Origin of the sequence: Streptomyces sp. NPDC048001 (genome assembly GCF_043203115.1) — a bacterium.
Lineage (GTDB): Bacteria > Actinomycetota > Actinomycetes > Streptomycetales > Streptomycetaceae > Streptomyces > Streptomyces sanyensis.
In genome coordinates this window covers 161833-179005 of sequence record NZ_JBIDBN010000012.1, presented here as the reverse complement: position 1 = coordinate 179005, position 17173 = coordinate 161833, and the positions used below count along the sequence as shown (strand labels likewise).

The 17173-nt window shown below is 72.7% G+C and carries 14 protein-coding genes; 3 read left to right on the top strand and 11 right to left on the bottom strand.

Annotated elements, in window-relative coordinates:
* Positions 1 to 97 precede the first annotated feature (97 nt).
* The 3 genes from ACGF15_RS22860 to ACGF15_RS22850 all read right to left on the bottom strand — a co-directional run bounded on the left by ACGF15_RS22860 (position 98) and on the right by ACGF15_RS22850 (position 4809).
* Positions 98 to 958: an HAD family hydrolase gene (locus ACGF15_RS22860; RefSeq protein ID WP_392801458.1), complete on the bottom strand. Its 861-nt coding sequence runs from the start codon at positions 956 to 958 to the stop codon at positions 98 to 100.
* Complete coding sequence (locus ACGF15_RS22855; RefSeq protein WP_392801455.1) at positions 955 to 3504, bottom strand: phosphoribosyltransferase; 2550 nt, start codon at positions 3502 to 3504, stop codon at positions 955 to 957. The genes ACGF15_RS22860 and ACGF15_RS22855 overlap by 4 nt, the downstream gene beginning before the upstream one ends.
* 132 nt (positions 3505 to 3636) lie before the next feature.
* A complete protein-coding gene (locus ACGF15_RS22850) occupies positions 3637 to 4809 on the bottom strand; it encodes an HpcH/HpaI aldolase/citrate lyase family protein (RefSeq protein WP_345610215.1) in 1173 nt (390 codons plus the stop codon).
* A 199-nt stretch (positions 4810 to 5008) separates the two neighbouring features.
* Between ACGF15_RS22850 and ACGF15_RS22845 the strand changes: the two genes are divergently transcribed.
* Positions 5009 to 5866, top strand: coding sequence for a TerD family protein (locus tag ACGF15_RS22845; protein WP_392801453.1), 858 nt, complete (start codon positions 5009 to 5011; stop codon positions 5864 to 5866).
* 125 nt (positions 5867 to 5991) lie between these two features.
* Here the strand turns inward: ACGF15_RS22845 and ACGF15_RS22840 are convergent, their stop codons facing one another.
* From ACGF15_RS22840 to ACGF15_RS22815, 6 genes are all read right to left on the bottom strand, one after another.
* The gene (locus tag ACGF15_RS22840) at positions 5992 to 6726 is read right to left on the bottom strand and encodes a Tellurium resistance (RefSeq protein WP_345610219.1); all 735 of its coding nucleotides are present in this window, start codon (positions 6724 to 6726) and stop codon (positions 5992 to 5994) included.
* Positions 6727 to 6879: 153 nt separating this feature from the next.
* A complete protein-coding gene (locus ACGF15_RS22835; RefSeq protein ID WP_345610221.1) occupies positions 6880 to 8019 on the bottom strand; it encodes a DUF475 domain-containing protein in 1140 nt (379 codons plus the stop codon).
* A gap of 72 nt (positions 8020 to 8091) precedes the next feature.
* Entirely contained in the window at positions 8092 to 8667 is a 576-nt protein-coding gene (locus tag ACGF15_RS22830; protein WP_345610223.1) for a TerD family protein, read from the bottom strand.
* 176 nt (positions 8668 to 8843) lie between these two features.
* The gene (locus tag ACGF15_RS22825; RefSeq protein WP_256523878.1) at positions 8844 to 9419 is read right to left on the bottom strand and encodes a TerD family protein; all 576 of its coding nucleotides are present in this window, start codon (positions 9417 to 9419) and stop codon (positions 8844 to 8846) included.
* Between the two features lie 142 nt (positions 9420 to 9561).
* Positions 9562 to 10020, bottom strand: a complete 459-nt coding sequence (locus ACGF15_RS22820; RefSeq protein WP_362606852.1) for a peroxiredoxin — start codon at positions 10018 to 10020, stop codon at positions 9562 to 9564.
* A 194-nt stretch (positions 10021 to 10214) separates the two neighbouring features.
* The gene (locus tag ACGF15_RS22815; protein WP_256523880.1) at positions 10215 to 10652 is read right to left on the bottom strand and encodes a DUF3052 domain-containing protein; all 438 of its coding nucleotides are present in this window, start codon (positions 10650 to 10652) and stop codon (positions 10215 to 10217) included.
* 575 nt (positions 10653 to 11227) lie between these two features.
* On the opposite strand from ACGF15_RS22815, the gene aceE reads away from it, so the two are divergent.
* The gene (aceE, locus tag ACGF15_RS22810) at positions 11228 to 13975 is read left to right on the top strand and encodes a pyruvate dehydrogenase (acetyl-transferring), homodimeric type (protein ID WP_345610230.1); all 2748 of its coding nucleotides are present in this window, start codon (positions 11228 to 11230) and stop codon (positions 13973 to 13975) included.
* Between the two features lie 120 nt (positions 13976 to 14095).
* Positions 14096 to 14929, top strand: a complete 834-nt coding sequence (locus ACGF15_RS22805; protein WP_376429088.1) for a potassium channel family protein — start codon at positions 14096 to 14098, stop codon at positions 14927 to 14929.
* Positions 14930 to 14990: 61 nt separating this feature from the next.
* Here ACGF15_RS22805 and ACGF15_RS22800 read toward each other — a convergent pair whose 3' ends face one another.
* The gene (locus ACGF15_RS22800) at positions 14991 to 15377 is read right to left on the bottom strand and encodes a peptidase inhibitor family I36 protein (RefSeq protein ID WP_392801447.1); all 387 of its coding nucleotides are present in this window, start codon (positions 15375 to 15377) and stop codon (positions 14991 to 14993) included.
* A 161-nt stretch (positions 15378 to 15538) separates the two neighbouring features.
* Positions 15539 to 17032 carry an MFS transporter gene (locus tag ACGF15_RS22795; protein WP_392801647.1) on the bottom strand — a complete coding sequence of 498 codons (1494 nt, stop codon included), beginning with the start codon at positions 17030 to 17032 and terminating at the stop codon, positions 15539 to 15541.
* Between the last annotated feature and the right edge of the window lie 141 nt (positions 17033 to 17173).

Below are 17173 nucleotides of genomic sequence, written 5' to 3'. Positions count from 1 at the left end.
CCCGGGCGCGCACCGGGGCGGGCCGGATGCGGTCGAGCAGTTCCCGGGCGCTGACGCGAGCCCGGGCGCGCAGCGGGGCGGGCCGCCCCCCGCGGTGTCAGACCGCGGGCTCCCGGGCGGCCGCCAGGGCCCGGCGCAGGATCTCCTCCCCCGCCGCGGCACCCTGCTGGGCCAGGGCCTCCACATGCGCGGCGTCCCAACCCGCCTCCGCGAGTTCGCCGTGGCCGGGGCGCCAGCCGCGGTCGGCGGCCGCCAGCAGGTCCGCGTCGAGCAGGGAGTCGCCCGCCGCGAGCGTGAGGCGGGCTCCCGTGCGCCGTGCCACCTCGCGCATCGCGGCGCTCTTGGTGAGCGGCCTCGGCACCACGTAGACCTTGCGGCCCTGGAGGGAGACGGAGTAGCCGCGCTCCTCCGCCCAGCCGGCCAGGTCCTTCAGCCAGCTCTCGGGCAGCAGCGGCCGCTCCACGACGAGGTAGGCGAACAGGTCCTCGGCGATCCGCTCCTTGCGGAGCCAGGCCCGGTCGGCCGTGGCGGCGAGGTGGGCGCGGATCTCGGCGAGCGGGGCGCACTCCGCGGCCAGCCGCCGCTCGACGGAGCGGTGCCAGTCGGGGTCGCTGACGCCGTCGACGAGGAGATGGCCGCCGTTGGCGCAGATCGCGTAGCGGGCGGGCCCGCCCGGCAGGTGGATGCGCTGGTACTGCTTGCGGGTGCGGGTGGTGGTGGGGACGAAGACGGTCTCCTCGGCGAGGCGTGCGAGGAGCCCGGCCGCGGTCTCCGTCAGGTACGACAGCGGCTTGTGCTCGTGGACCTCCACGCACAGCAGGCGGGGGGCGTCGGCATCGGGCATCGCCAGCGCGAGGGCCGCGGAGGAGTAGATGAGCGTCCGGTCCAGGTCGCTGGCGACGAGCACGGGGCCGCCGGGGTGCGCGGGGGTGGGAGAGGAGGCGGGCGCGGTGGTCATCGGGCGTCCACCGCCCTGCCGTCGGCGCCGGTCGCGCCGCGGGTGTAGCGGGGGTGGATCAGCCCGACGCAGGTGTAGGGCAGGCCGTCGACCTCCTCCACGGGCACCCCCCGCTGCTCGGCCAGCAGCCGGACATGGGCGAGGTCGCTCCCGGCCCCGCGCCGCGCGAGCACCTTCCAGGGGACGCGGCGCAGCAGCACCCGGGTGGTCTCGCCGACGCCCGGCTTGACCAGGTTGACGTCGTGGATGCCGTACTCCTCGCTGATGCGCTCGACGGCCGCCCAGCCCTCCCAGGTGGGCTCCCGGTCGGGGGCGGCGAGCAGTTCCTTCACCTCGGCGGCGACGGAGTCGGCCACCTCGTTGAAGCGCGCGGCGACGGTGTCCAGGAAGCGGCCCGAGACGTCCGAGCCGGCGAGGTCCCGGTAGAACTTGGCGCCGTGGAAGTCGTGGGGGCCGACCAGGTCCGGGCGGAGCACGGTGCGGGATATCAGCCCCGAGACGGTGGAGTTCAGGCACGCGGAGGGGATCAGGAAGTCCTCGCGGGTGCCGTAGGTGCGCACGCAGCCGCCCGGGTCGGCCAGCACCGCGATGCCGGGGTCGAAGCCCGGGAACGCGCTGAGGGCGTCGGCGAGTTCACGGGTGATGGCGCCCTTGCCCGTCCAGCCGTCGACGAAGACGACGTCGGCCGGGTCGTGGTGGGCGGCCAGCCAGCGCAGCGCGTTGGCGTCGATGCCCCGGCCGCGCACGATGGAGACGGCGTAGTGCGGCAGGTCCAGGCCGTGGCGGTGGAGCGCCCAGCGGCGCATCAGGACGCCGACGGGTGTCCCGGCCCGGGCGAGGGAGACCAGGACGGGTCGCGGGGTGCGCTCGGCGAGCACGGTCTCGGTCACGGTGCCGACGGCGCGGGCGATCCGGGCGGCGGAGGCCTCCAGCGCGTCCGCGAACAGCTCCTGGTAGCGGGCGCTCGGCTGGTACTCGACGGGCAGTGACTCGGCGTAGTGGGCTCCCCCGCTCTGGACGGCCTCCTCGCGCTCCTCCGTGGGCGCCTCCAGGTCCGCGTCCGAGAGGTCCTGGAGGAGCCAGCCGACCTCCTCGGGTGCGTAGGAGGAGAAGTCCGGTCCGCGGAGCGGGTCGGGCAGCATGGGGGCCCTTTCGGGAGTGCGGTGCGGTGCACCGGCAGCGGTGCGCCCGGCGTCCGGCACGGTGCGCGGGGGGAGGTAGGACACCGGGCGCGGGGGGACGTAGGAGGGGACGACGGCGAGGACGACCCGCCCCGTGTGCCCGGCGAGGCGCGCGAGCAGGCCGTCCCGGGCGTGCAGGGCGGCGGTGTCTCCGGCGGAGTCGACGACGGCGACCACCGCGTCGAAGCCCGCTCCGGCGACGTTGTAGGCGTAGCGCTCGCCCGGGCCGTCGGCGGGGTCGTCGTGGGCGGGGAAGACCAGCCGGGTGCGGATGGCGTAGCCGGGGTCGTCCACGGCGAGGACGGGCGAGCGGGTGGTGGTGGAGTAGCGCACCTCCCGGCTGCCGTCCGCGGACTCCTCCAGGGCGAGTGCGAGGCGCAGCGGTGTGTACATCAGCTCCTCGGTGCCGAGGACGAGGACGCGGCGGGCGCCGTGCAGTGCGGCGGTCAGGGCGTCCGCCATGGCGGGGAGCGCGGCGTCGAGTTCCGCGCGGTGGGCGGGTGTGAAGCCGTGGCGGCCTCCGTCGGGGAGCCGCGCGGGCCAGCGGAGGTCGATGCGGACGGGGGTGTGCGCGGCCTTCCCGGGTGCCGGCTGCTCCTCCGGCCGGGTGCCCACCGCCCCCGCTCCCGCGGCCCGCTCCTCGTGGGCCTCGACCAGGGCGCGGCCCCGGGCGAGTACGTCGGCGGGGAGGCGCACGGTGCCCGAGGCGAGGGTGACCAGGTCGAGGCGTGCGCCGATCTCGTCGGCCGCCTCGGCCAGCGCTCTGCGGTGCTCGGGGCCGCGCATGTCGACCAGGGCGACGATGACGTACCGCTCGCGGGGGAACCTCCCGTGCAGGGCGCGGACGGTGTTGAGCACCGTGTTGCCGGTGGAGAACTCGTCGTCGACGAGGACCAGCGGGCCGTCCCCGGCGAGGAGGTGCGGGTCCTCGGGCAGCAGCAGGTGGGAGGTGGCGTGGGAGTGGGACTCCTCGAAGCCGCCGGCCGGGGCCACGCCCTCGACGGGGCGGCGGGTGGAGTGGAGGTAGGGCGCGCCGCCGAGCCCGTCCGCGACGCAGTGGCCGAGCCCGGTGGCGGTCTCGGCGTAACCGAGGACGGTGGCGCGGGCGGCCTCCGCCGGGGTGAGCAGCTCCCGTACGCGGACGCCGAGCCCGTACCCGGCGTCGCGGACGACGGACGGCCGCTGGGGGACGTGCTTGCCGAGCACGGTGGAGACCAGCAGATGGGCCCGCTTGGGGTTCCGCCGCAGGGCCAGGCCCAGCAGTTCGGGGAGCCGTGCGTCGCCCTCGATGCCGACCCCGAGCCGCTCGGCGACCCAGCTTCCCGACCACACCACCGCGCCGCCGTCCTTCGTCGTCTGTGTCATCAGTCCCTCTCCCGGCGGCGCGGTGCCGCCGGAGCCCTGCCGGGCCGCTGCCCGGCCGTGTGCCCGGTCGTGGTGCCCGGGGCGCGCCCGCGCGACGGTCCGGCGGGCGCCGCTTTCGATCCTGCCCCACCCTCAGTCGCCGAGGCACGCCGCCAGCAGGTCGACGAAGCCGACGTCCGCGGCCGCGACGCCGAAGACCTCCGCGCGCTGCAGGGTGCGCTCCGCCCAGGCCCGGTGGGGCTTCACCTCGTTCATCTTGTTGGTGTAGGCGGAGCGCAGCACTCCGCCGCCGTCCCGCTCGGGCCGCAGGATGTCGCGGGCGTCGCTGTACTCCTCGTGGCTGACCACGGACAGGGCGTGCACGGGGGCCACATGGGTGGGGTGGATGCAGGTCTTGCCGAGCAGTCCGTTGGCCCGGTCCAGTTCGATCTCGCGGAGCAGCCCGTCCATGTCGCGCTCGATCAGCGCGGTGCGCAGCTCCTCCGCGCTGCCCTCCAGGAAGGGGCTGCGGCGCAGCTGCGGCTTGAACATGCGCTCCGGTGCCGGGAAGTACTCCCAGACGGGCCCGGTGATGGTGAAGCCGGTGCCGTCGGAGCGGCCGAGCACGTTGACCACGTCGGCGATGACGGAGGTGACGATGCGCACGTCGTAGGCGGTCATCTCCTGGGAGCGGCGCAGTCCGTAGGCGGAGCAGAAGTCGGTGACGCCGAGCCGGAGGGCGAGGACCCGTTCGCGGTACTTGTCGACGGCGCGCGCGATGCCCAGGAGGGTGTCCGTCCGCGTCTCCAGGTAGAGCAGTTCGGGCGACTCCAGGACCGGCATGGCGAACAGGCGCCGGCCGGTGGCGGCCTCGGCGGCGGCGAGCGCCTCCAGGAAGGGCACGCCACGGGCCTCGGTGAACTTGGGAAGTACGAATCCGGACAGGAGTCGCCTGGCCGGTCCCAGTCGTTCGGTGAGCGTGGGGATCTGCTCGGGGTGGCGGACCCGGATGAAGAGCAGGGGCACCTCCGCTCCCGCGTCACGGAGGTCGGCGAGCGCGGAGAACTGCCGGACCAGATTGGTCTCGGCCTCCTCCACCTCGGCGTCGTCGATGGAGTCCTCCAGGCAGAGCACCATGGACACCACGCCGCGACCGGCCTGTTTGGCCACGTCCTCGGCGAGCCGGGGCCGCGTGGCGGGGCTGTAGAGGGTGGCTCCGAGCGCGGCGGAGAGCACCGCGGCCGGTGAGTCCGCGTCGAACTCGCACGGCTGCCGGTGGAACAGCCGGTCTCGGGACGCGGCCGGGATGTGCCCGAAATGACGCATGGAAATCCCCTGTAGCAGCCTCGACGGCCCTGGTGACGTATGGCCGGTAATAGTACGTAGGGCCGGGTGTCCGGAGTTCCCGGTGTGCATGAAATCCAGGTAACCCGTCCGCTTCCGCCCGGTGGGAGGCCGGGCGGCGGCGGGTGCGACCGGCCGGTGCCCGCCCCCGCGTTGTCCCCTCGCCCCTCGGCCAGGCAGGATGACGGGCATGACGCACGCGATGACGAAGGGCTCGAACGTCCCCCTCGGTGCCGCGGCCGTGCGGGCCGTGCTGCGCTGGACCCCGGGTACGGGGGTCCCGGACGTGGACGTCTCGGCGCTGCTGCTGGGCCCGGGCGGCCGTGTGCGGAGCGACGAGGACTTCGTCTTCTACAACCAGCCCCGGCATCCGTCGGGCCTGGTCCGCCGTCTGCCGAAGAAGCGGGTGGCGGAGCACCTGACGGACACGGTGGAGGCCGACCTGACGGCGCTGGACGCCTCCGTCGAGCAGGTGGTGATCGCCGCCTCCTCGGACGGCGGGACCTTCGCCCACGTGCCCGACCTGCGGATTCTCGTGCATGACGCGGCGGCGGGCGACGGGGAGCCGCTGGCCGTCTTCGACGTGCGGCCGGAGACCGGGGAGGAGACGGCCGTCATCTGCGGCGAGCTCTACCGGCGCGGGGAGGGCTGGAAGTTCCGTGCGGTGGGGCAGGGCTACCCCACGGGCCTGGTGGGGCTCGCGACCGCGTTCGGGATCTCCGTGGACGAGGCGGAGGCGGACGGGGAGGACGGCGGTGACGGGGCTCCGGCGGTGACGGAGCCGGAGGGGGCCCCCGCGGCACCGGAGCCGGAGACGCAGGTCGTCCCCGCTCCGCCCGGCCGGCCGCCGGCGTACGGCTACCCGGGGGACGGCGGGGCCGCCCCGGCCTACGGCTATCCGCCCGCGGCGCCGCCTGTCCCGGCCGCGGCCCCCGCGGCCGGGTACGGGTACCCGCAGCCCGCGGGCGCGGCCCCGGGCGCCGGGCCCGATCCGTCGTTCCGGCTGCCGCCGATGGGGCCGCAGTTCCTGCGCAGGTGACCCGGCCCCGGGGCGGGCGCGCCCCGTTGCGGGGCTGACGGCCCCGGCGGGCGGCCTCGCGGGCGGCACGGGCGGTGCGGGCGCCTCCGGGCCCGCACCGCGGCCTCCGGAGCCGGGTCCGGCCGTCACACCCGGCTCTTGTAGCCCCTGCCCCACTGGAGGCCCCAGCCGTAGAGCCGGTCCAGCTCGGCCTGGAAGCCGTAGACGAACTTCACCTCGCGGCGGACGACCAGCTCGCCCTTGGTGTTGTCGACGGAGAACACCGCGCAGGACCGGGCCTCGGGGGCGCGCTCGTCGAGTTCGATCTCCAGCCGGGGCCCGTTGCTCGGGTAGAGCGTGCAGGTGGCGTGGGTCCGGTCGAAGGCCGGGGTCTGGTCGTAGATGTAGACGAAGAAGAGCAGCCGCCTGATGTCCTCGCGGTGGTCCAGGTTGACGAAGATCGTCTCGCCGGAGGGAGCGCCGAAGCGGTCGTCGCCGCTGAGGCGGACGTAGGGCGGCTCGTTGAGGTCGCCGAAGAAGCCGCCGAGGGGCTGGACGACTCCCTTGGTGCCGTCGGCGAGCTCGTAGAGGCAGCCGAGGTCGAGGTCGACGTTGACCATGCCCTGGGTGTGGGCCTGGACGACCTCCGGCTGGAACATCCTCAGCGGGTTCCTCAGCAGGCCGCCGGGGCGCGAGGGGCCCTCGATGTCCGAGGTGCGCATCCGCCAGGAGAGGTTGACGCGCAGGTTGCCGCTGGCGGCCCCCTGCTTGGACAGCGACACCGAGGGGCGCCGCCTGGTCAGCTCGATCGCGTTGGAGGCGGCGCTGCCGGAATCGAACTGCGCCGCGCCGCCTCGAAACAGGTTGTCCCAGAAGGCCATGCCCCACCCCACACTCGCCGTGCCCGACTGTCCGTGCCTGTGCGCGCCTGCGCGGGCGCCCTGCGCCGGTGCCCGTGCATGCGGCGGGGCGGTCGCGAGGCTCAGCACCTCGCGACCGCCCCGCCGGGAAGCGTTCCCGCCCGGGGGCGGGTGTCACACCCCGGAGGAGACTCCGGCCTTCTCGCCGGAGGAGCCGCCTTCGGCCGCCGCCACCTTCCTGTTGCGCTGCAACGAGGAGAGGAAGGAGGCCGCGATCAGCACGACGCCGATCAGGCCGGTGATGATCTCGCTGATCTCGTGCTGGATGGTGATCAGCAGGATGACGGCGAGGGCGCCGATCGCGTAGTGCGCGCCGTGCTCCAGGTAGACGTAGTCGTCCAGGGTGCCCTGGCGGACCAGGTAGACCGTGAGGGAGCGGACGTACATGGCGCCGATGCCGAGGCCGAGTGCCATCCAGAAGATGTGGTTGGTGATGGCGAAGGCGCCGATCACTCCGTCGAAGGAGAAGGAGGCGTCGAGGACCTCCAGGTAGAGGAAGAGGAAGAAGGCGGCCTTGCCGGCCAGGCCGACGGCGGAGACCTGCTTGCCCTCGCGCTTGGCGCGCTCCTCCTCCTCGTGCTCGCGCTCCTCCTCTTCCTCCAGCTTGTCCTCGAAGTAGCCGGAGAGGCCGCCGACGACCAGGTAGGTGATCAGGCCCGCGACTCCGGACAGCAGGACGGTGGCGGACTTGTCGGCGTGGCCCGTGCTGGTGTGGGCGTGGGTGGCGAAGGTGATCGCCGTGACCAGCAGGATGATCAGGGCGACGCACACCGAGAGCATGTCGATCTTGCCCAGCTTGGCCACCGGGCGCTCCAGCCAGGCGAGCCACTTGTGCTCCCGCTCCTCGAACAGGAAGTCGAGGAAGATCATCAGGAGGAACATGCCGCCGAAGGCGGCGATGGCCGGGTGGGCGTCGGTGACGAGCGCCTCGTAGCGGTCCGGATCGTCCATGGCCAGTTGGACGGCCTCGATCGGCCCGACCTGGGCGCTGATGGCCACGATCACGACGGGGAAGACCAGCCGCATGCCGAAGACGGCGATCAGAATGCCGATCGTCAGGAAGATCTTCTGCCAGAAGGCGTTCATCTTCTTGAGGATGCCGGCGTTCACGACCGCGTTGTCGAAGGAGAGGGAGATCTCCAGGATCGACAGGATCAGGACGATCCCGAAGGCTTCCCAGCCCCACTGCCAGGCGGCGAAGGCCAGGCCGGCCGCCGTCACGGCGAACGACCAGCCGAAGGTTTTCAGAACCACTGGTTACCCAATCGTGTGATGGTCCCCCGGGTGAAGCCTGGGGGATTGCCCTCCCCCGCACCGCACGCGGCTTTACGAAACATTGACCCCGAAGTCTAGAGCGATGCCGCGCAGGCCCGATGCGTACCCCTGCCCCACCGCGCGGAACTTCCATTCGCCCTGGTAGCGGTAGAGCTCGCCGAAGATCATCGCCGTCTCGGTGGAGGCGTCCTCCGAGAGGTCGTAGCGGGCCAGTTCCTGGCCGTCGGCCTGGTTCACCACGCGGATGAAGGCGTTGCTGACCTGCCCGAAGGTCTGGCCGCGGTTGTCCGCCTCGTGGATGGAGACGGGGAAGACGATCTTGTCGACGTCGGCGGGGACCTGCGGGAGGTCCACGATCAGGGACTCGTCGTCGCCGTCACCCTCACCGGTGAGGTTGTCGCCCGTGTGCTGGACGGAGCCGTCCGGGCTGGTGAGCTGGTTGTAGAAGACGAACCACTCGTCGCCGAGCACCCGGCCGTCGCGGCACAGCAGTGCGCTCGCGTCGAGGTCGAAGGGCGCCCCGGTGGTGGAGCGTGCGTCCCAGCCGAGCCCGACGAGGACCTGGGTGAGATCGGGTGCGGCCTTGGAGAGGGAGACATTGCCTCCCTTGGCGAGTGTGACGCCCATGCTGGTGTGTCCTCCCCTTGGTGACGTGCGGTGCGAGGGTGCCTCGGTGAGGCACGACCGGCGCCGCACGGGGTGTGCGGCGCCGGAGGCGACCTCGGCCCCGCCCCTGCGGCTGCGGCCGTCCGGCCGACGGCCGTCGGCCGGAGTTGCGGGGGCGGGGCCGTGGGGCGTGCGGATCAGACGTTGACGCCGAAGTCCTGCGCGATGCCGCGCAGGCCCGAGGCGTAGCCCTGGCCGATGGCACGGAACTTCCACTCCGCGCCGTTGCGGTAGAGCTCGCCGAAGACCATGGCCGTCTCGGTGGAGGCGTCCTCCGAGAGGTCGTAGCGGGCGAGCTCGTTGTTGTCGGCCTGGTTCACCACGCGGATGAAGGCGTTGCGCACCTGGCCGAAGGACTGCTGACGGGTCTCGGCGTCGTAGATGGAGACCGGGAAGACGATCTTCTCGACGTCGGCGGGGACGGCGGACAGGTTGACCTTGATCTGCTCGTCGTCGCCCTCGCCCTCGCCGGTGAGGTTGTCGCCCGTGTGCTCCACGGAGCCGTCGGGGCTCTTGAGGTTGTTGAAGAAGACGAAGTTCGCGTCGTTGGTGACCTTGCCCTCGGCGTTGGTCAGCAGGGCGCTGGCGTCGAGGTCGAAGTCGGTGCCGGTGGTGGTCCGGACGTCCCAGCCCAGACCGACGGTCACCGCGGTCAGATTCGGTGCGGCCTTGGTCAGCGAGACGTTGCCGCCCTTGCTGAGGCTGACTCCCACGAGTCCCTCCAGTGGTGTTCAGGGGCAGCGCCCCCGGTGGTGCGTTCCTGTACGGATCAACGAGAGGATCCTAGTGACCGGTTCCCGGGCGAAACAGGCTTTCACCCGCGGGTCCGGTCGGGTGCTCACCCGCGGCGCCGCCTCACAGGGCGCCGAGGGCCGCGACGTAGTCGTTGAGGTCGCGGGCGTCGGGGAGCCCGTTGACGACGGTCCAGCGCACGATGCCCTCCTTGTCGATGATGAAGGTGCCGCGCACGGCGCAGCCCTTCTCCTCGTCGAAGACGCCGTAGGCCCGGGAGGTGTCGCCGTGCGGCCAGAAGTCCGACAGCAGCGGGTACTCCAGGCCCTCCTGCTCGGCGTAGACGCGCAGGGTGTGGATCGAGTCGTTGGAGACGGCGAGCAGCTGCGTGTCCTCGTTGACGAAGGTCGGCAGCTCGTCGCGGAGGGCGCACAGCTCGCCGGTGCAGACCCCGGTGAAGGCGAACGGGTAGAACAGCAGCACCACGTTCTTCTCGCCGCGGTAGTCGGAGAGTGCGACGGTGCGGCCGTGGTTGTCCTTGAGCTCGAACTCGGGAGCCTTGTCGCCGACCTCGATCGCCATGGGAAACCGCCCTTTCAGTGAGCCGGATCTGTGGGCCGAACCGGTGAGCCGGACCGGTCGGTCCCACCCTACGCAGCCGGTGCCGGGCCCGTGGAGGGCCCCCACCGGGCCATGGGGAAGGCCCCCGTCGACGCAGGCCGGTGCTCCGGGCGTCGGCGGGGGCCTTCGGGATGGTCCGCCGGGGGCGCGCGCTGTCAGCGCTTGGTCTTGGCCGCCTTCGGGGTGGACAGCCGGCTGCCGCTCCAGTCCTTGCCCACGCTGATGCTGCGGGCCTGGGTGAGTCCGGCCGTCTGCGCCGCCTCGTTGATGTCGCTGGGCTCGACATAGCCGTCACGGCCGGTCTTGGGGGTCATCAGCCAGATCTCCCCGCCCTCGTCGATCAGGCCGATGGCGTCCACCAGGGCGTCCGTGAGGTCGCCGTCCTCGTCGCGGAACCACAGCACCACGACGTCGGCGACGTCGTCGTAGTCCTCGTCGACGAGCTCCTGCCCGATAACGGCTTCGATTGCCTCGCGGAGTTCCTGCTCGACGTCGTCGTCGTAGCCGATCTCCTGGACCACCTGTCCGGGCTCGAACCCCAGCTTCGACGCCGGGTTGGTCCGCTCCTCCGCGTGGTCCGCGGTCGCGCTCACGGCTTGCCTCCTGATCGTTCTCGGAAAATGCGTCGGCCGCGCGCGTACGCGTGGCATGGGCCGTAGTCCACACGGGCGGGACGGATCGCGCAAGTACCCGGCCGTAGGGACCGCCGAAACGGTGACGTTTGCGGCCGTCTCGGCTCAACTCCAGGCGCTGCCGTCCGTTCGGTCGCACGATCCTCCCGGCCACGCCCTTTGAGGCCCTTTGCGCCAAACCTACCCCTCCATCCGTCGTTCGGAACCGGGCGGCCGGCCGAAACACGTGAACGGTGTGGGCGTAAGGTTGCGGTTCGGTATGGTCCGCTCCCTCGGTCCGACGGGGCCGGCCGCCGCCGCCGGGGGCCGGCGCGGGCCGCCCCGGGCGGTCCGGACCGCCGCCGCGGGCGCCTCGCGGGCCCGCACCGGCGCACCGGCGGACGGATCCGCCGGACACCGGGAGTTACCACTCGGTAGAGATGACGTACGCGGCCCAGCGGTACACGATGGATGCGGTGCGACAGCTCGACCGTCATCACGTCAGCGCGTCTTCCCGCGGCAGCGCGGCCAGACACCCCAAACAGTGAAGGAACAGCGTGGCTTCCGGATCCGATCGCAACCCGATCATCATTGGCGGCCTTCCCAGCCAGGTCCCCGACTTCGATCCCGAAGAGACGAAGGAGTGGCTGGACTCCCTCGACGCCGCCGTCGACGAGCGGGGCCGCGAGCGCGCCCGCTACCTCATGCTGCGCCTGATCGAGCGGGCCCGCGAGAAGCGCGTGGCCGTGCCCGAGATGCGCAGCACGGACTACGTCAACACCATCGCGACCAAGGCCGAGCCCTTCTTCCCCGGCAACGAGGAGATCGAGCGCCGGATCCTGAACGCCACCCGCTGGAACGCGGCGGTGATGGTCTCGCGCGCCCAGCGCCCCGGCATCGGGGTCGGCGGCCACATCGCCACCTTCGCCTCCTCCGCCTCCCTCTACGACGTGGGCTTCAACCACTTCTTCCGCGGCAAGGACGACGGCCGGGGCGGGGACCAGATCTTCTTCCAGGGGCACGCCTCCCCCGGCATCTACGCCCGCGCCTTCCTGCTGGACCGGCTCTCCGAGCAGCAGCTCGACGCCTTCCGCCAGGAGAAGTCCAAGGCGCCGAACGGCCTCTCCAGCTACCCGCACCCGCGGCTGATGCCGGACTTCTGGGAGTTCCCGACCGTGTCGATGGGCCTCGGGCCCATCAGCGCGATCTACCAGGCCCGGATGAACCGCTACATGGAGGCGCGCGGCATCGCCGACACCTCGGGCTCCCATGTGTGGGCCTATCTCGGCGACGGCGAGATGGACGAGCCCGAGTCGCTGGGCCAGCTGTCCATCGCGGCCCGCGAGGGCCTGGACAACCTCACCTTCGTGGTGAACTGCAACCTCCAGCGCCTCGACGGCCCGGTGCGCGGCAACGGCAAGATCATCCAGGAGCTGGAGTCGCAGTTCCGCGGTGCCGGCTGGAACGTGATCAAGCTGGTCTGGGACCGCACCTGGGACCCGCTGCTCGCGCAGGACCGCGACGGTGTGCTGGTCAACCGGCTGAACACCACCCCCGACGGGCAGTTCCAGACGTACGCCACCGAGACCGGCGCCTACATCCGCGACCACTTCTTCGGCGACGACCACCGCCTGCGCGCCATGGTCGAGAACATGACGGACCACCAGATCCTGATGCTGGGCCGCGGCGGCCACGACCACCGCAAGATCTACGCGGCCTACGCGGCGGCCCGGGAGCACAAGGGCCAGCCGACGGTGATCCTCGCGCAGACCGTGAAGGGCTGGACCCTCGGCCCGAACTTCGAGGGCCGCAACGCCACCCACCAGATGAAGAAGCTCACGGTCGACGACCTGAAGGGCTTCCGCGACCGCCTCCACATCCCCGTCACCGACGCCCAGCTGGAGTCCGGCCCGCCGCCGTACTACCACCCGGGCCGGGAGTCGGAGGAGATCCAGTACATGCACGACCGGCGCAAGGCGCTCGGCGGCTACGTGCCGACCCGTGTGGTGCGCTCCAAGCCGCTCGCGCTGCCCGACGACACGGCCTACGCGGCCGTGAAGAAGGGCTCCGGACAGCAGTCGATCGCCACGACCATGGCGTTCGTGCGGCTGCTGAAGGACCTCATGCGGGACAAGGAGATCGGCCGGCGCTTCGTGCTGATCGCGCCGGACGAGTACCGCACCTTCGGCATGGACTCCTTCTTCCCGAGCGCGAAGATCTACAACCCGCTGGGCCAGCAGTACGAGGCCGTCGACCGGGAGCTGCTGCTCGCCTACAAGGAGTCGCCGACGGGCCAGATGCTCCACGACGGGATCTCGGAGGCCGGCTGCACCGCCTCGCTGATCGCCGCCGGCTCGGCCTACGCCACGCACGGCGAGCCGCTGATCCCCGTCTACGTCTTCTACTCGATGTTCGGCTTCCAGCGGACCGGCGACCAGTTCTGGCAGATGGCCGACCAGCTGTCCCGCGGCTTCGTGCTGGGCGCCACGGCCGGGCGGACCACCCTGACCGGTGAGGGCCTCCAGCACGCCGACGGCCACTCCCAGCTGCTGGCCTCGACCAACCCGGGCTGTGTGGCCTACGACCCGGCCTTCGGCTTCGAGATCGCGCACATCGTCAAGGACGGCCTGCGCCGGATGTACGGCGGCGACACCGAGCACCCGCACGGCGAGGACGTCTTCTACTACCTCACCGTGTACAACGAGCCGATCCTGCACCCGGCCGAGCCGGCGGACGTGGACGTGGAGGGCATCCTCAAGGGCATCCACCTGCTGCGCCGCGGCGGGAAGGGCCGGATCCCGGCGCAGATCATGGCCTCCGGCGTGGCCGTGCCCTGGGCCGAGGAGGCGCAGCGGATCCTGGCCGAGGAGTGGGACGTCCGGGCGGACGTGTGGTCGGCGACCTCCTGGAACGAGCTGCGGCGCGAGGCGGTCGCGGTGGACGAGCACAACCTGCTCCACCCGGAGGAGGAGCAGCGGGTCCCCTATGTGACGCGGAAGCTCTCGGGCGCGCAGGGCCCGTTCGTCGCCGTGTCGGACTGGATGCGCTCGGTGCCGGACCAGATCGCGCGCTGGGTGCCGGGCACCTACACCTCGCTGGGTGCGGACGGTTTCGGCTTCGCGGACACCCGCGGGGCGGCCCGCCGCTACTTCCACATCGACGCCCAGTCGATCGTGCTGGCGGTCCTCACCGAGCTGGCCCGCGAGGGCGCGGTGGACCGCAGCGCGCTGAAGCAGGCGATCGACCGCTACCAGCTCCTCGACGTCGCGGCGGCCGAGCCGGGCGCGGCGGGCGGCGACGCGTAGCGGCGGCACGGACGAGGGGTTTCCGGGGGCGGCGGGCCGAGTGGTCCGCCGCCCCCGGGCCGTGCGGGACGGGGACCCGCCGCCCGGACCGTGTCCGGACCGTGTCCGGGGGTCCCTACGATGCTGGGCATGAAAGTCCGGAACGCGCAGGTCCGCTGGGAGCAGCGGATGCAGAACCCCCTGCTGGCCCTGGCGGTGGCCTTCGCCGTCGCCTACGCCGTGCCGATCATGACGCCCGGTGCCCCGTCGTGGGTCCACGGCGCCTGCACGGGCGTCGAGTGGCTGGTGTGGGCCGCGTTCGCGGTGGACTACACGGTCCGGCTGTCGCTGGCGCCCGCGAAGTGGGAGTTCGTGCGCCGCCATCCGCTGGACCTGTGCGCGGTGCTCCTGCCGCTGATCCAGCCGCTGCGGCTGCTGCGGCTGGTGTCCACCGTGCTGCTGGCGGGGCGGCGGGCCAGGATGGCGCCGCAGATCACGCTGACCACCTACGTCGGCGGTTCGGTGGTGGGCCTGATGATGTTCGGCTCCCTGGCGGTGCTGCGGGTGGAGCGGGACGCGCCCGAGGGCAACATCAAGACCCTCGGGGACGCCGTGTGGTGGTCCTTCACCACGATGACGACCGTCGGCTACGGCGACCTGGCGCCCACCACGGGGCTCGGGCGGCTGCTCGCGGTGGGGCTGATGATCTCCGGGATCGCCCTGCTGGGTGTCGTCACGGCCAACATCGCCGCCTGGTTCATCTCCCGCTTCGAGCGGGACGACGCGATGGAGCGCCGCCAGACGGAGCTCCTGGAGGCCCTCACGGCGGAGGTGCGGGTGCTGCGCTCGGAGGTGGCCCGGCTGTCCGCGGGCACGGCGCCGGACGGTCCCGGCGCCGCGGAGGCGGGGGCGGCGCCGGACGGGGCGGACGCCCCGGGGCGCTCCGGGGTGCCGGTGCAGGGGCCCGGGGGCTGAGCGGTGCGGCGAGGGCCAGGGCCCGGTACGGGCGGGCCGGATGCTCCCGGACCCGCCGGGCTCAGTGCTCCCAGACCGTGAAGGCCCGCACCCGGTAGGGGGAGAGCGGCACCCAGGTCCCGCTGCCCGGGTAGGTCTCGAACTCGCCCGTCCCGGCGCACTCGGCGGACTGGTAGGTGGTCACCGGGCGTCCCGTGCGGTTGGCGAGCGAGGCGGCGTCCGCCCCCGCGGGCAGGGGGGTGCAGTCCTCCACCCCGGTGGCCGCCAGTTCGTAGGTGCGGAGGGTGCCGCGGAAGCCCGGCTCCGTCCACAGGCACAGCTCCCCGGCGGCGCAGTCGCCGCCCCGGGCGGCGGCCGGTGCGGGCACGGCCGCGGCGGAGGGCGGCAGCGCCGCCGGGGAGAGCAGTGCGGCGAGGGCGGGGACGGCGGCGATCAGGGTCCTGGGCATGCGGGTCGACCCCCGTGGTGTCGGTGCGGGAGGGGAGGAGCGGTCCCCCGCAGCCTCGCGCCGCCCGCCCCGGCCGGGGAAGGGTCCTCGGCGAGGATCATCCGGACGGGCGACGGCCCCCCGCCGGGTGGGCGGGGGGCCGTCGCGCGGCACGGGGTGCGTCAGACGTGCACGCCGCCGCCGGCCGCGTCGGCGTTGGCACCGCGCCTGGCCAGCGTCGCGACCCCGGCCGCGACCACGGCCACCACACCCGCGACGGTGAACGCCAGGCTCATCCCGGACATGAAGGTGTCGTGGACGACCGTGCCGATGGCCGAGGCCAGCTCGGGGGTCATGCCCGGTGCGTCCGCGAGCCCGGCGGGCACGGCGCCGAACTCGGCGGCCTCCTCCAGCCGCGGGTCCGGCGGGGCGGGGATCCCGGCGGCCGTCCAGTTCTCCGCGAACTCGGCACTGACCCTGGAGGACATCACGGCGCCGAGCACGGCGGTGCCGAGCGCGCCGCCGACCTGCATCGCGGCCTGCTGGAGCCCGCCCGCCACACCGGAGAGCTCCAGCGGGGCGTTGCCGACGATCACCTCGGTGGCGCCGACCATCACCGGGGCGAGCCCGAGGCCGAGGAGGGCGAACCAGAGGGACATCGCGGTCGTGGAGGTGCCGTCGGTGAGGGTCGTCATGCCGAACATGGCGACGGCGGTGCAGACCATGCCGCCGACCAGCGGGACCCGCGGTCCGAACCGGGTGATCAGGGCCCCGGCGAGCGGCGAGGAGACGATCATCATGGCGGTCAGCGGCAGCAGCCGCAGCCCGCTGTCGACCGGGCTGAGCTCCCGGACGCCCTGGAGGTAGAAGGTCACGAAGAACAGCCCGCCCATGAAGGCGAAGGCCATGAGCACCATCAGCACGGTGCCGGCCGACAGCGGGACGGAGCGGAACATCCCGAGCGGGATGAGCGGTTCCCCGACCCGGGTCTCCCAGAGGGCGAACAGCACGAAGAGCAGGACGGCGCCGCCGAGGCACAGCCAGGTCCTCGTCCCGCCCCAGCCCCAGGACTCCCCGGCCTTGATCAGCCCGTAGACCAGGGCGCCCATGGCGCCCGAGAGCAGCAGGATGCCGGGGATGTCGAAGGAGCGCGGGGCGTTCTCGGCACGGTGGTCCCTGAGGATCACCAGGCCGAGGGCGAGGGCGACCACCCCGACCGGCACGTTGATGAAGAAGACCGACTGCCAGCTGACGTGCTCGACCAGCAGCCCGCCGAGGATCGGGCCGCCCGCGGTGGAGGCGCCGATCACCATGCCCCAGATGCCGATCGCCATGTTGAGCTTCTCGGCGGGGAAGGTGGCCCGCAGCAGACCGAGGGCGGCCGGCATCAGCAGGGCGCCGAACAGTCCCTGGAGGACCCGGAAGAGGATCACCAGGGCGATGGAGCCGGAGAGCCCGATGGCGGCCGAGGCCGCCGCGAAGCCGGCGATGCCGATGAGGAAGGTCTGGCGGTGGCCGAAGCGGTCGCCCAGCTTCCCGGCCGTGATCAGCGCGACGGCGAGGGCGAGCAGATAGCCGTTGGTGATCCACTGGACCTGGGAGAGGGAGGCGCCGAGGTCCTTCTGGATCGCCGGGTTGGCGATCGCGACGATGGTGCCGTCCAGGGCCACCATCATCACGCCGACGGCGACGCCGAACAGGGTCAGCCAGGGATGGCCGCGCAGCCCCCCGGACGGCGCGGGCGGCGCGGAGTCCCGGGAGCCTCCGGGCTGCTCCGGAGCCTTTTCGACGATGGTCTGACGAGTCATACCGGGAGG

Coding starts and splice junctions, on each gene's coding strand:
- ACGF15_RS22860 (WP_392801458.1), bottom strand. CDS start 958: ATGACCACCGCGCCCGCCTCCTCTCCCACCCCCGCGCACCCCGGCGGC.
- ACGF15_RS22855 (WP_392801455.1), bottom strand. CDS start 3,504: ATGACACAGACGACGAAGGACGGCGGCGCGGTGGTGTGGTCGGGAAGC.
- ACGF15_RS22850 (WP_345610215.1), bottom strand. CDS start 4,809: ATGCGTCATTTCGGGCACATCCCGGCCGCGTCCCGAGACCGGCTGTTC.
- ACGF15_RS22845 (WP_392801453.1), top strand. CDS start 5,009: ATGACGGGCATGACGCACGCGATGACGAAGGGCTCGAACGTCCCCCTC.
- ACGF15_RS22840 (WP_345610219.1), bottom strand. CDS start 6,726: ATGGCCTTCTGGGACAACCTGTTTCGAGGCGGCGCGGCGCAGTTCGAT.
- ACGF15_RS22830 (WP_345610223.1), bottom strand. CDS start 8,667: ATGGGCGTCACACTCGCCAAGGGAGGCAATGTCTCCCTCTCCAAGGCC.
- ACGF15_RS22820 (WP_362606852.1), bottom strand. CDS start 10,020: ATGGCGATCGAGGTCGGCGACAAGGCTCCCGAGTTCGAGCTCAAGGAC.
- ACGF15_RS22805 (WP_376429088.1), top strand. CDS start 14,096: ATGCTGGGCATGAAAGTCCGGAACGCGCAGGTCCGCTGGGAGCAGCGG.
- ACGF15_RS22800 (WP_392801447.1), bottom strand. CDS start 15,377: ATGCCCAGGACCCTGATCGCCGCCGTCCCCGCCCTCGCCGCACTGCTC.
- ACGF15_RS22795 (WP_392801647.1), bottom strand. CDS start 17,032: ATGATGGTGGCCCTGGACGGCACCATCGTCGCGATCGCCAACCCGGCG.